This window comes from Mycobacterium sp. NGS63, assembly GCF_059812295.1.
This window is the reverse complement of record NZ_JCALCJ010000002.1, coordinates 457819-472196: the sequence shown is the minus strand read 5'-3', so window position 1 is coordinate 472196 and position 14378 is coordinate 457819. Positions and strand designations below refer to the sequence as shown.

Genomic DNA, 14378 nt, shown 5'->3' with positions numbered 1-14378 from the left:
TCAGCTGGAGGCCTCGTAAACATCACCGTCATCGAGCCGCGCGGCCGGGTTCAGCAGCATCGCCGCCTCCTGCCGCTTCTCCGGCGCGTGATGGTCGAAGCGGCGGTCCGGCGGCCGCTCGTACATCGGCGGGCCCCCGGCGATGGCCGACGCCAGCCGCCGTTGACCCGCCAGCAGCCGGGCGTCGGCGCGCCGCTGGTAGTCCGCGCGCTGCTCCGGATCCAACGCGGCGATGAACGCCTGCGGGTGCACCAGCGCCACCAGCCCGGACACGTGCCCGAACCCGAGGCTGGTCAGCATCCCGGCCTTGAGCGGGAACTTGTCCCCCATGCGCAGGGTCTCGCGGACCCAGACGAAGTGGGCCGAGCCGGCCAGCTCGTCGTCGACGCAGTCCAGGCTGCGGTTGGGCGGGATCACCCCGTCGCGCAGCATCTGGCACAGCCCCATCGTCTGGAAGACCGCCGCGCCGCCCTTGGCGTGCCCGGTGAGGCTCTTCTGCGACACCACGAACAGCGGCGCGCCCGGCGAGCGGCCCAGCGAGTCCGCGAGCCGCTCGTGCAGCTCGGTCTCGTTGGGATCGTTGGCCAGCGTCGACGTGTCGTGCTTGGAGATCACCGCGACGTCGTCGGCGGTCACGCCCAGCTTGGCCAGCGCGCGCGCCAGCGGCGACTCCTTGCCGCCGCGGCCCGCGCCCAGCGCACCCAGCCCCGGGGCGGGGATCGAGGTGTGCACGCCGTCGCCGAACGACTGCGCGTAGGCCACCACAGCCAGCACCGGCAGGCCCATCTTGAGCGCGAGGTCGCCGCGCGCCAGCAGGATCGTGCCGCCGCCCTGGGCTTCCACGAAGCCCAGCCGGCGCCGGTCGTTGGGCCGGGAGAACTTCGAGTCGTGGATGCCGCGCCCGCGCATCATGCCGGTGTCGGCGGTGGCGGCCATGTCACCGAAGCCGATGATGCCCTCCAGCGTCAGGTCGTCGATGCCGCCGGCCACGACCATCTCGGCCTTGCCCAGCCGGATCTTGTCCAGGCCCTCCTCGACCGACACCGCGGCCGTCGCGCACGCGGCAACCGGGTGGATCATCGCGCCGTAGCTGCCGATGTAGGACTGAACCACGTGCGCGGCAACGATATTCGGCAACACTTCCTGGAAGATGTCGTTGGGCTTGTTCCGGCCCAGCAGGTTGCCGTGGTACATCGTCTGCATCGACGTGCCGCCGCCCATGCCGGTGCCCATGGTGTTGGCCACCAGGCTCGGGTGCACGTAGCGCATCACCTCGGCCGGGGTGAAGCCGGCACTCAGGAACGCGTCGACGGTCGCCACGATGTTCCACACCGCAAGCCGGTCAATCGAACTCGCCATGTCCGGGCTGATGCCCCACACGGTCGGGTCGAACCCGGTCGGGATCTGTCCGCCCACCACCCGCGACAGCTTGGTCTTGCGCGGCACCCGAATCTCGGTGCCGGCCTTGCGGATGACCTGCCAGTCGCCGGAGTCGGGCACCGGCCTGATCACGGTGTGCCCAGGGTCGAATTCGGCGAACGCGCGGGCGTCGGCCTCCGAGGAGACCACGAACGCGAAGTCCTTCTCCAGGAACACCGAGACCAGCAGCGGCGAGGCGTGCTCGGGATCGATCGCGCCGTCGTCGACGAATTCGCGGATGCCGCAGCGCTCGACGACGGTGTCGTGGTACCGCTCGACCAGCTCGGTCTCGTCGACCAGGTCGCCGGATTCGGTGTCGTACCAACCGGGTTGGGGATCGTCTTCCCAGCGGATCAGCCCGGTGGTCCAGGCGAGCTCGAGCACACCGGCCGCCGACAGCTCGTTGTCGACCTCCATTTCGAACCGGGTGCGCGACGACCCGTACGGGCCCAGCTCGGCGCCGCCGACGATCACCACCAGGTCGGCGGGGTCGACGTCGAGGTCGGCCCACTCCGGGTGCGGCGCGGGACGGTAGCCGCGCGGCGGCGACGGCAGCGCCGCGATGGTGCCCTCGGTCGTGACGTCCTCCGTGGCCGCCTCGGCCGTCATCTCCTCACGCGCCTTGGCGGCCAGCTCGGCCATGTCCAGGTCGGCCTCGGCGAGCCCGCCCGTCAGGTCGGCCTTGACCGGCGAAATGGCCGCGGCCACCTTCGATTCCACGTCGCACAGGCCCAGCAGCAGGCCGGCCATCTCGTCGGTCGAGTAGGTGGTGACACCGGCCTCTTCCACGGCGCTGACGATGGCGTCGTTGTGGCCCATCAGCCCGGTGCCGCGGGTCCAGCCGATCAGCGCGTGCGCCAGGCTGACCCGCGCGGCCCACGACGACTCGGCGTGCCAGCGGCTCACCAGCGCGTCCAGCGCCGACTTGGCCTCACCGTAGGCGCCGTCGCCGCCGAACATTCCGCGGTTGGGTGAGCCGGGCAGCACTACGTGCAGCCGCGACGCGATGTCACGCTCGGCGCCGATCCTCGACAGCCCGCCGATCAACCGTTGCACCGCCCACAGCAGCACCTTCATCTCCATCTCGGAGCGAGATCCGGCCTCGGACAGGTCGCCGACGACGCGGGGCGCCGCGAACGGGAACAGCAGGGTCGGGGTCTGCGCGTCCTTGATGTGGATCGACTGCGGCCCAAGGCTTTCGGTCTGCTCGGTGCCGACCCACTCGACCAGGGCGTCGATGTCGGAGTAGGACGCCATGTTGGCTGCGACGACCCACAGCGCCGCGCCGTAGCGGGCGTGGTCGCGGTAGAGGCCGCGGTAGAACGCCAACCGCGCGTCGTCGAGCTTGGACGTCGTCGCCACGACCGTGGCGCCGCCGTCGAGCAGCCGCGCGACCACCGACGCCGCGATCGAGCCCTTCGACGCGCCGGTCACGACGGCGACCTCGTTGTTGTAGGGGCCGGGATCGGGGTTCTCGGCGCCGGCGGCGATGCGCCCGTACAGCGACGCGTGGATCTGGCGGCCCGCCGCCAGCGACTTGCCCTGCCACCAGGTGGCCTGGGTGGCCACGACGTGGCCGGCGCCCTCGAACCTTTCAGACAAGCGGGACCACTGGGCGTCAATGTCGCCCTCGTCGGTCAGCCACAGCTTGACCAGGTCCTCGCGGGCGCTGGCCCACCGGTCGTCGAACAGCACGGCCTTCTTGGCGTCGAACACCGGCGCCACCAAACGTGGCCAGTCCGCGCCCAATTCGGCGGTGACCAGGTCGATGAGCTCGGCGTCGGTGGACAAATCGGCCGAGACGCTGACCGCGTCGTCGAGGCCGAGCTGCCCCAGCACCAGCCGGGCCGCGGAGGCCAGCACACCGTCGCGCCCGGTGATCTGGTCGGTGAACTCGCTCAGCGCGGCCGCGTCGATGGTGGCGCCGCCGCCACCGCCGGCCGACGGCAGCGCCACCGCGATGCCGCGCCGCGCGGCCACCGAGGTGACGGCCGCGTCGATGACCTTGTCGACGGACGCGGCATCGGCCAGCGCGCCCTCGTGCAGGTGCCCCATGGCGCCCCCGCGCACGCTGGTGCCCTCGCGGGTGCCCAGCGCGACCTCGACGGTCACGTGCTTGGCCCAGCCCTCGCCCAGCTCCCAGGCCTTGGTGACCCGCTCGGCGATGGCGGCCGGCCGCTTGCCCGAGGGGCCGAGCACGGTCCGCAGCTGATCGTTGATCGCGTCGGAAAGCACTGGGCCGAAAGGCTTGTAGGTGCGCGCGAGCTTGGTCACCTGCGAGCGCAGCCCGGCCAGGTCGGCCTCGGCGGCCCCGTCGATGGCGCCCAGATTCAGCTCGGAGCCCAGGTCCACCAACAGCTGGTTGCGCCGCGACGACGCGCCGTCGGTGATGGACTCGATGGAGTCCAGCTCCTCGATCTGGTCGATGCGCATCTTGGCCGACAGCGCGATCAGCGCCAGCGTGGCGTCGGCGGCGTCGAAACCGATGTCGTCGGGACGGGCCGCTCCCGACGGGGCACTCGGCGCGGGCGCGGCGGCCGCCTCGGTCGGCATCGACTCGGCGATAGCCTCCGCCGGCTCCGTCGCCTCGTCCTCGGGCTCCGGCTCAGGGTCGGTGTCGGTGGCGAACAGCACGGCGGCATCGCGCTCGGCGTTGAGCACTTCCACTGCGCTGTGGGCATATTCGGTCAACTTGAGGGTGTTGGTGGCCAGTCCGGCGACCGTCGGCGAGGTCTTGACGCCGATCTCGACGAACCGCTCCACACCCAGGCCGCCGGCGGCTTCCTCGGTGAACAGCAGGTCCTGGGTCTCGATCCAGCGCACCGGGCTGGCGAACTGCCACGCCAGCAGCTCGATGAACACGATGCGGGCCATCTCGCGCGGCCGTTCGCGGCGCCAGGTGTCGTAGTCGGCGAGGATCTCGTCGAGCGGTTCGGCGGGCACCAGATCCCGGATCTCCTGGATGAAGTCGCGATCCAGGGTGAACGGCCGCGGCACCAGGTTGGGGATGTAGCTGCCGATGATCAGGTCGGGATCCGCGTCGCGCGGGATGAGCCGTTCCAGCGAGCGGCGGAATTCGGCCACCCCGACGCGCAACACCCGCGAGTGGAACGGCACGTCGATGCCCGGAACCAGGATGAACGAGCGCTTGCCGCCGGTGATTTCGCGGCGCCGCTCCACCTCGGCCTCGAGCGCCTCCAGGCCGCGCACGGTGCCCGCGATCGCGTACTGCGAGCCGCGCAGGTTGAAGTTCACGATCTCAAGAAACTCGCCGGTATTCTCCGCCACCCCGGCCACGAACTCGGTGACCTCGTCGTCGGGCAGATCGATTTGCGACGGGCGGATCGCGGCCAGCCGGTAGTCGGAGCGACCCAGCTCGTCGCGGGGCACGATGTCGTGCATCTTCGACCCGCGGTGGAACACGGCCTCCAGCAGCGCGTCGAGTTCGAATATGCCGCTGACACAGGCCAGCGCGGTGTACTCGCCGACCGAGTGGCCGCACGCGATGGCCCCTTCGACGAAGGCGCCCTGCTCGCGCATCTCGGCCACCTGCGCGGCCGCCACGGTCGCCATCGCGACCTGGGTGAACTGCGTCAGGTACAGCACCCCGTCGGGGTGGTTGTAGTGCACGCCGCTGGCGATGATGCTGGTCGGGTTGTCGCGCACCACGTGCAACACCGAGAAGCCCAGCGCCTCGCGCGTGAACTTGTCGGCCTTGTCCCACACCTTGCGGGCCGCCTTGGACCGGGCCCGCACCTCCATGCCCATGCCCTTGTACTGGATGCCCTGGCCGGGGAACGCGTAGACCGTCCTCGGGGCGGCCAGCCGCGCGGTGGCCGACATCACCAGATCCGAGCCGACTTTGGCGGCGACCTCCAAAACCTCTGCGCCCTGGTCGATTCCGACGCGGTCCACCCGGAAGTCGACCTCGTCGCCGGGGCGCACCATGCCCAGGAATCGCGCGGTCCAGCCGATCAGCCGCGCCGGCGGGCGGGCCTGGCCATCGGTGGCGGTCACCGCGTGCTGCGCGGCGGCCGACAGCCACATGCCGTGCACGATCGGTGATTCCAGGCCCGCCAGCAGCGCGGCCGAGCGGTCGGTGTGGATGGGGTTGTGGTCACCGGAGACGACCGCGAAGGGCCGCATGTCGACCGGCGCCGACAGCGTGACGTCACGGCGGCGGCGGCGGGGGGTGTCCGTCGCGTTATCCGATACCGCGCCGCCGGCCCGCACGGGATCGGTGAGCTCCGCGGCACCGGTGCGTCCCAGGATCGCGAAACGCTCACCGAGCGTGGCGATCACGCCCCCGTCGGTGTCGGTGATCGCCACCGCGACGCTCACCACCCGGCCCATGTCGGTGTCGACGGCACGCGAGGCCGTCGCGGTGATCTCCAATTGGGCCGGCGCGGTCGGCAGCTTGCCCACCACGTGGGCGGCGTGGTCCAGGTGCACCAGGCTGAGCAGCCCCTCCACCACCGGGACGCCGTCGTCGGTGACCGCCGAGCCGATCGCGGCGAAAACGGCCGGCCAGCAAGGCCCCACGAGCGCGTCGGGCACGGTGGTGAGGCTCGGCGCCAGCCGTTCCCCGAAGGTGGCCGTCACGCCGGTGTGGTCGGCAACCCGCTCGGGATCCCAGTCCACCGTCACCGTGGCCGTCCCGTCGGTGACCGGGGGCAAGAACTCCGGTCCGTCGACGCCGCCGGCGATGGCCAGGACCGCGCGCATGGCGGTGGCGGCGTCCTCGCTGGAAACGACCGGGATTCCGCCGTCAATCGTGTTGGCGGGCAGGGTGAACGGGATGTCGAGCCAAACGCCGGAGATCGGCACGCTCAGGGTGACGTTACCGTCATTCGCCTCGAGGCGCGCCCCGGTGGAAGAGTGTGTGGCGCGGCGGCTTTCGGGCCCGTCGTGTACGAGCCACTCGGCCGGGTCACCGATGCGGTGCACCGGGTTCGTCGTGGTGCGACCCGCCCACTGCACGTCGGCGGCGTCGAGGACGACGGCCAGCGGCCCGGTGACGTCGGCGCGGCCCAGCCGGCGCGACGTGACGGGTCGGGGCTGCCCGTCGGTGGACATCACCTCGTCGATGGCCGCCTGCTCGAAGCGGTCCAGCAGCTCACCGACGGGTTCGTCCATCCGCGTGATCCCGGCCACCGCCGCGGTGCCCGGGATGATGCACACCTGGTCGGCGTCGTAGCGGGCGTCGTGCGCCTGCCACAGCGAGTCACTGCGCCACCAGCGCCGCACATCCTTGTCGATGATCGGCACGAAATTGACCGGCTTGCCCAGCGTCTTGCACAGCGTGACGAAGAACGGAACGTCGGCCGGGTGCAGCTGCACGGTCTCGGCGTCGGGGTAATGCGCGAGCAGCGTGGCGATCGCCTCGTCGGGCGTTTCCAGCAGCGCCGCGTCGTCGAACAGCGTCCGGATCCGTCCGAAATCCTGTGGGTGCAAACGCGCTTCGGCGCGCTTGAGCATCTGCTCGAACCGGTCGCGCCACGTGTCGGCCAGCCAGGGGCTGCCCGGCGCGGCGGTGTCGGCGGTCGAATCGCCCTCGCCGATGGTCAGTTCGACGTACCGCCGCAACCACTGCACGTACGTCATCTCCGCCACGTCGCCGAAATACGGCTTGGCGGTGTTGGCCATCGCCGCGATGATCTCGTCGCGGCGCTCGGCGACCGCCTCGGCGTCACCGGCGACCTCGTCGAGCAGCCGGCCGCAACGGGAGGCGCTGTTGTCGATCTCGTGGATGTCCGCGCCCAGCTGGCTACGGCTGGAAGCCATGCCGCCCTGGGCTTTTCCGGCGCTGATCCACTGATCGGTGCCGTGCGTCTCGACCAGCATCCGCTTGACCGACGGCGACGTGGTGGACTCCTTGGTCGCCATGGCCGCGGTGCCGACCAGGATGCCGTCGATCGGCATCAGCGGGAAGCCGTAGGCCTGCGCCCAGCGCCCGGACAGATATTCGGCCGCGCGCTCGGGGGTGCCGATGCCGCCGCCGACGCAGACGGTGATGTTGGGCCGTGAGCGCAGTTCCGAATAGGTGGCGATCAGCAGGTCGTCGAGGTCCTCCCAGGAGTGGTGCCCGCCGGCGCGCCCGCCCTCGATGTGCATGATCACCGGCTTGGTCGGCACCTCGGTGGCGATGCGGATGACCGAGCGGATCTGCTCGACGGTGCCGGGCTTGAACACCACGTGGCTGATGCCGACGTCGTTGAGCTCGCCGATCAGCTCGACGGCGTCCTCCAGGTCGGGGATGCCCGCGCTGATCACCAGGCCGTCGATCGCCGCGCCGGACTGGCGGGCCTTCTGCACCAGCCGCTTGCCGCCGACCTGGAGCTTCCACAGGTACGGGTCGAGGAACAGCGCGTTGAACTGATAGGTGCGCCCGGGCTCGAGCAGGCCGGAGAGCTCCTCGATGCGGGCGGCGAAGATTTCCTCGGTGACCTGCCCGCCGCCGGCCAGCTCGGCCCAGTGCCCGGCGTTGGCCGCGGCGGCGACGATCTTGGCGTCGACGGTGGTCGGGGTCATGCCCGCGAGCAGGATCGGCGACCGCCCGGTCAGCCGGGTGAACTTCGTCGACAGCTTGACCCGTCCGTCCGGAAGACGAACCACGGTCGGGGCGTAGGTCGACCAGGCCCGCGCCACCTCGGGGACGGCCCCGACGGTGAAGAGGTTGCGCTGCCCGCCCCGGGTGGCCGCGGGCACGATGCCGACACCGAGGCCACGGATCACCGGTGCGGTCAGTCGGGTCAGGATGTCGCCGGGCCCCAGATCGAGGATCCAGCGCGCGCCGGCCTGGTGAACACGCGTGATCTCGTCCACCCAATCGATGCCGTCGACCAGGATGGCCTCGGCCAGCCGGCGGGTCAACGCCACATCGAGGCCGACCTTCTCGGCCCAGCCGCCGACGATGTCGATGCCGTCGGCCAGCCGCGGCGTGTGGAACCCGACCTCCACCCGCACCGGGTCGAAGACGGGGGCGAAGACGTCGCCGCCGCGGACCTTGTTCTTGCGGTCGGCCTCTTCCTTGTCGGACACCTGCTGGCAATAGAGCTCGAAGCGGGAGAGCTGCTCGGGGGTGCCCGTGATGACCACCGAACGCCGGCCGTTGCGGATGGACAACACCGGGGGCAGCACCGTGCGCACGTCCTGCGCGAACTCGTCGAGCAGCCGGCGGATGCGGTCCGGGTCGGCGTTGGTCACCGACACCATCGGCGAGCGGTCGCCCAGCACCGAGATGCCGCGCCGGCGTGCCACCAGCGTGCCGGCCGCCCCGATGAGCTGCGCCAATACCAGCAGTTCGGCGTCGCGCGCGCCGGCCGCCTGGAACGACTCGACGGCGAGCACGCCCTGGGAATGCCCCACGACGGCCACCGGCGGCTGCGCGGTCCAGTCCATCCCCTGCCGCGCGAGGGCGCGCGTGGCCGCGATCTGGGTGAGCAGGACGCCCGGGATCGACACCGCGGCCGACGTCAGGTGCTTGTCCGACGGGACCGGGTCCTCGGCCGCCAGCGCGCGCACCCAGGTCAGCGGCTCGAAGCCGATCGGGCGCACCACGACCAGCTCCTTGGCCACCGGCTCGAGCATCAGTTCGGCCTCGCCGACCAGCGTCGCCAGGTCGGATTCGATGCCGGCCGACGACACCAGTTCCTCGAGGGTCTCCAGCCAGGCGCCGCCCTGGCCGCCGAATGCCACGGCGTAGGGCTCGCCGGCCGTCAGACGGTCGACCAGAGCATGGGTGTCGTGCGGGCTGTTTCCGTCGCGGTCAGCGGACACCCGATCGTGCTCGTAGATCGTCACGTTCTGTATCTCCCTGTGCGTCTTTTGCGTCTCGGCACGTCGCCCCGGGAGGACGGGCGTGCTCGGTTTCAGTCGATGCGGCGTGGTTCAGCGTCGAATCACAGCCGGAGGACGGCTCGCCGGGTGTTGTCGGCGCACCGCCCGCGGGGATCAAGCGGCGCGGCGGACAGCATCGGCAGTACTAAGAGTGTCATAAGGATCGGTGCCCGTTTCGCGTGTTGAACGGTTACTGGTGAGTTCTACGCGCGGGTAACCGTGTCGTGGGTAACACCCCGTCGAGGCGGCCGCGCGGGCGCGGCGAACAAACCTGCTGCATGCAGGTGGTTACGGTCGAGTAGCCACAACTGCCCTGATCAAGGCACGATTGTTATGTAATCGTTATGTTAAAAAAATCGGGCCGCTTAGGCGTGCTGCGCGCCCCTGCGCCCCCGTTGGCGCGGCCCGCGGCGCGACAAAATGAGCGAACGAGTGTTTGCTGGGGGCGCTGCCGTCTTGGGTCCCTAGGCCCACTGACCGAATTGGGGTTTGAGGATTTCGTTGACGTCCACCCCGACACCGCCGACGCTGCGCTTGTCGATCTCGACCTGATGCAGACTCGCGGCCGGATGGGTGAATCCCTGCGGGGAGCCCCAGTTGTGCTGCCAGAAGTACGAACCCAGCCCGTCGTGCAGCGCCCAGTCGATGGTCTTCGAGTTGGCGTACACCCCCGTGCGCTGATGCCCGATCACCGACTCCCAGGACCGCAGATACGGCACGATCTGCTGCTTGTACTGGTCGTACGACGGGTCGTCGTCGATCGACGCGTAGATCGGCGCGTTCGCCGGACCGCCCGCGGCGGCGTGCAGCTGCATCCCCCGCTGGGCGTGTTGGAGGCCCGCGCCGGCCCCTCCCCGCCAGTCGGCGGTGCTGCCCTTGCCGTACTGATAGCACGACACGATCTTGAGCCCGTTGCTGCTCAGGTCGCGGGCCTCGCTGACCTGGATCGGCTTGCCCAGCATCCAATTACCGCCGGGCCGGCGGTCGGACACGTACCGGATCGAGCCCACCGCCCCCGCGGCCCTGATCGCGCTGGCCGGGATGACCCCGGCGGCGTAGTCCAGCAGGGTGCCGAGCGACGCCGAGGCCGGGGCCGCGCGCAGCGAGGCCGCCGCGACGCCCAGCCCTAACAGACCCGGGGTCGCGGCCGCGAATTTGAGCACGTCGCGGCGCGAAACGGAGGACACAGCCACAGGGTACGACAGAAACCCCATATGACACATTGGCCACACTGGTCACATATGCGTCACGGTGCCCTCCGGCGCTGCAACGCCCCCGCGGCGCCCAGCAGCGCGTAGGGGCCGGTCACCGCCATCAGGCTCAGCAGCGAGCGGACCTTGGGATCGCCGCGCTCGAGGTGCCGCAGCTCCATCAGGGCATTGAGGTTGTCCAGCGTGTCGACCAGCAGGCCGATGTATTGCCAACGCCGGCGGTTGGCCTCGTCGCTGCCGAGATAACCCACACCCAGGCCCACGGCGCGGGCCCCGAAAATGCGGATCAAGTACTTCAGCTCGGTGGACAGCAGGTGATCCGGCACCCCGTTCATGCGCGTCTGCGACGCGGGGTAAGCAAACGCGGTGGCGCCCAGCAGGATCCGGCCGGCGGCGGCCGCGGCGAACGCGCGGCGCAGGACCGGGGGCTGCGGTTTTGTCGCTTTCGTTGTCGTGGTCATGGATGCAGTCTTCGCCGCCGAGGTAAGGACGTCGATTACCTTCGAGGTAGTGGTCCGGATCCCCGCACAGCGTTAGGTTCGACAGGATGGCAGCGGGTATCGCGGTGCGCGAGTGGCGCACTCGCCGGCGATTGAGCCAGCTGGAACTCGCGCATCAGGTTGGTGTCTCGCCGCGCCATCTCAGCTTCGTCGAGACCGGCAGGGCCAATCCCAGCCGCGCGTTGTTGCTGCGCATCGGCGAGTCACTGGATCTGCCGCTGGCCGCGCGCAATCGACTGCTGCTCGACGGCGGCTTCGCGCCCGTGTTCGGCGAGCACACCCTGGACGCCGAACGGATGCGGCCGGTGAAGGCGGCCGTCGACTCGGTGTTGGCCGGCCACGCCCCGTATCCGGCCATCGTCACCGATGCCTGCTGGAACCTGATAGCGGGGAACGTGGGTTGCATCGTGCTCGCCGAAGGGGTCGACGCGGAGCTGCTGCGCCCGCCGATCAACGTCATGAAACTGTGCCTTCACCCGCGGGGGCTGGCGCCGCGACTGCTCAACCGCGCCCAGGTGCACTCGGCCATCTTGGGGCGGGTTCGCCGGCACGCGCGGGCCACCGCGGCGCCCGACATCCGCCGTCTCTACGAGGAACTGTCGAGCTATCCGGCGCCGCGCGGCGTCCATCGCGGCGAGCAGGCCGGCGAGCTGTACGTGCCATTTCGGATGGCCACCCTCGACGCCGCCGAGCTGCGGTTCATCAGCACGATCGCCACCTTCGGCAGCCCGCTCGACATCTCGGTGGAGAGCCTCGTCATCGAGTCGTTTTTTCCCGCGGACCCGGCCACCGCCGATTACCTGCACGGCCTCGACGCCGATCAGCGTCTCCGTGCCATCGCGCAGCGGCATCCGCAGCTGCTGGCCTTCATCGGCTAGCGCGTCGACCTTATTTTCTTGTCACTATAAAGTTAGTAGGGTTACTTCAGAGCGCTTGACTGCAACCGGAGTTCGGATGGAACACGACCAGCTCATCGACCTGACCCGGCGAGCCCTGAAGTTGGCGCGCGACAAGACAACTGACCTCGCACCGAGCGAGCACCGGGTGGACGCGCGCGACTACACCTCGGTCGAGCGTCACGAGCGCGACCGCGCGATGTTGATGGCCAGTCCCCAATTGGTCGGCTACGTTTCGGAGCTTCCGGGACCGGGGGCTTACTGCACCAAGACGGTGATGGGGCGTTCCGTCCTGCTGACCAGAACGTCGGACGGCGCGGTGAAGGCGTTCGACAACGTGTGCCTGCACCGCCAGTCGCGGGTGGTGACGGGGTGCGGCAGCGCGAAGCGGTTCACCTGTCCCTACCACGCGTGGACGTACGACAACGCCGGCAAGCTGGCCAGCGTGCCCGGACGCGAGGGCTTTCCCGGCGTGGCCGTCAAGTCCGACGGTCTGACCGAGCTGCCGGCCGCCGAATACGCCGGATTCCTCTGGGTAGCACTGGATCCCGGCGCCACGCTGGACGTCGCCGCGCACCTCGGACCGCTGGGCGACGAGCTCGACGCGTGGGACATCGGCCGGTGGTCCCCGCTGGGCGAGAAGGTGCTCGACTCCCCGATCAACTGGAAACTGGCCGTCGACACGTTCTCGGAGAACTACCACTTCGCCACGGTGCACCGCGACACCTTTGCCACCATCGCACGCAGCAACTGCACGGTGTTCGACTCCTACGGCCCCCACCACCGGTTGATCTTTCCGCTGAACACGATCCTGGAGCTCGAGGAGGTCCCCGAAGAGCGGTGGGACCCGTTCCACAACATGGTGGTGATCTACGCGCTGTTCCCCAACGTCGTGCTGTCGGTGACGATCGCCAACGGCGAGCTGTTTCGCATCTACCCCGGCGACGTGCCGGGGAGGTCAATCACCGTGCACCAGAACTCGACTCCGCTGGACCTGTCCGACGAGTCCGTGGCCGCGGGCGCCCAGGCCGTCTTCGAGTACGCGCACTCCACCGTGCGCGACGAGGACTACCGGCTGGTCGCGGGCCTGCAGGCCAACCTGGAGTCGGGCGCTCGCGATCACCTGCTGTTCGGCCGCAACGAGCCGGGGTTGCAGCACCGCCACCTCAGCTGGGCCCGGGCGTTAGCGCCGCGATGAGATCGTCGATGATGGCGCCGAGCCGGTCGCCCTGGTCGGGACGCTCGCTGGTCAGCAGGTCCAGCGCCTCGCGCCGATTGCCCGAGTTCACCAGTGGCACAAGCCGTTCGACCAGCGGCTGCAGGTCCGGGGCCTCGTCGGCGATGGTGGTGGCCAGCACCTCGACCAGCTCCCAGTCCCGGTACAGCGCCAGCGAGCGCTCGTTGAACGCGAACCCGGTCACGGGTTGGCCCGACAGCGTCCCGCGGTAGCGGTAGGGACCTTCCATGTATTCGATCGGCAGACCGTGCGCCGGGGCCGGCACCAGCGGCTCGCCGACGATATCCAGTCGCAGTGTGGCGCAGCGGATCCGATGGCGGTCAGGCAGGTAGCGGGCCGTGGCCACCGGCCGCACCAGGGGCCGCACCGCATCCGGCCAGCGGACGTAGCTGCTGACCGTGACCTCGACGTCCTCCGCGCAGGCGGGCGGCTGGGCGGGGTCGGGATAGCTGGCCGTCACCCCGGTAAACGGTTGCAGCGCATTGCCGTTGGTGCGGTCGAATTGGCGCCAGATGCTCAGGTCCACACCGTTGTCGAAGTTGATGGTGCGCCACTCGTGGGACCGGGCGCGCGGGTCTCCCCCGCTGCCGCCGCCGCCGGCATACTTCGGGAACCACTGCCGGTCGACGTGCCCGCCGCTGCCGGAGACCTGCTCGACGACGTCCCCCCAGCGCAGGGTCCCGGTCATGGCCATGCCGGTCTGGAAATACGAGTAGGTGTCGTTCTGGCCGAAGCAGGCGATCTTCCCGTTGTAGGTCGACGCACCCACCGGTGTCGGTGCGCGCGTTGGGGTTACGGCCAGGTCGAGCCGCATCGGCCGCCCGGAGTGGTCCTCGCCCACCAGGCTGACGCGGTAGGTGTACGGCAGCAATTCGCCGTCGGCGTCGCGGCAGGCGCTCCACGACGCGGTCCCCGCGCTGCCGTGGTAGCTGAGGTCGAGGCACCCCGTGGCCATCGCCAGCTTGCGTTGCGCTCCGGGTTCCATGTTGGCCGGCGGCATGTCGTAGTCCGTGTAGGTGCCGTAGTCGCCGTTGTCGAGGTCGAACAGCGCCATCGTGTAGAAGTCGGCGACGATCGTTCCCCCAGGCCTGTTCTTGTTGAAGATGGTCAGGAAGGCATATGAACGGCCTGTGGCGGCCGCGTCCAACTGGCCGGCGATGAACCAGGTGTCCGACTCCTGGTCGGGGTGTTCGCCCTCGGCGGCGGGGAACTCCAGCTGGGCATCGCCGGGCACCAACTGAAACGGGTACGTGCGCCAATCGCCGCTCATGTCACG

The 14378-nt window shown here is 69.9% G+C and carries 6 protein-coding genes; 2 read left to right on the top strand and 4 right to left on the bottom strand.

The genetic code is table 11. The features are described 5' to 3' along the window. The 3 genes from AC5Y4Z_RS05510 to AC5Y4Z_RS05500 all read right to left on the bottom strand — a co-directional run bounded on the left by AC5Y4Z_RS05510 (position 1) and on the right by AC5Y4Z_RS05500 (position 10930). Complete coding sequence (locus AC5Y4Z_RS05510) at positions 1-9222, bottom strand: fatty acid synthase subunit beta domain-containing protein (protein ID WP_499961307.1); 9222 nt, start codon at positions 9220-9222, stop codon at positions 1-3. Between the two features lie 500 nt (positions 9223-9722). After that, complete coding sequence (locus AC5Y4Z_RS05505; protein WP_499961306.1) at positions 9723-10472, bottom strand: DUF1906 domain-containing protein; 750 nt, start codon at positions 10470-10472, stop codon at positions 9723-9725. Between the two features lie 32 nt (positions 10473-10504). Continuing rightward, positions 10505-10930, bottom strand: a complete 426-nt coding sequence (locus tag AC5Y4Z_RS05500; protein ID WP_499961305.1) for a hypothetical protein — start codon at positions 10928-10930, stop codon at positions 10505-10507. An 86-nt stretch (positions 10931-11016) separates the two neighbouring features. Here AC5Y4Z_RS05500 and AC5Y4Z_RS05495 point away from each other — a divergent pair, with 86 nt between their 5' ends. Both AC5Y4Z_RS05495 and AC5Y4Z_RS05490 read left to right on the top strand, forming a co-directional pair. Then, positions 11017-11847: a helix-turn-helix domain-containing protein gene (locus AC5Y4Z_RS05495; RefSeq protein WP_499961304.1), complete on the top strand. Its 831-nt coding sequence runs from the start codon at positions 11017-11019 to the stop codon at positions 11845-11847. Positions 11848-11923: 76 nt separating this feature from the next. Beyond that, a complete protein-coding gene (locus AC5Y4Z_RS05490) occupies positions 11924-13063 on the top strand; it encodes an aromatic ring-hydroxylating oxygenase subunit alpha (protein ID WP_499961303.1) in 1140 nt (379 codons plus the stop codon). On the opposite strand, the gene AC5Y4Z_RS05485 is transcribed toward AC5Y4Z_RS05490, so the two are convergent. Next, positions 13032-14372, bottom strand: a complete 1341-nt coding sequence (locus tag AC5Y4Z_RS05485; protein ID WP_499961302.1) for a lipocalin-like domain-containing protein — start codon at positions 14370-14372, stop codon at positions 13032-13034. The genes AC5Y4Z_RS05490 and AC5Y4Z_RS05485 overlap by 32 nt on opposite strands. Positions 14373-14378 lie beyond the last annotated feature (6 nt).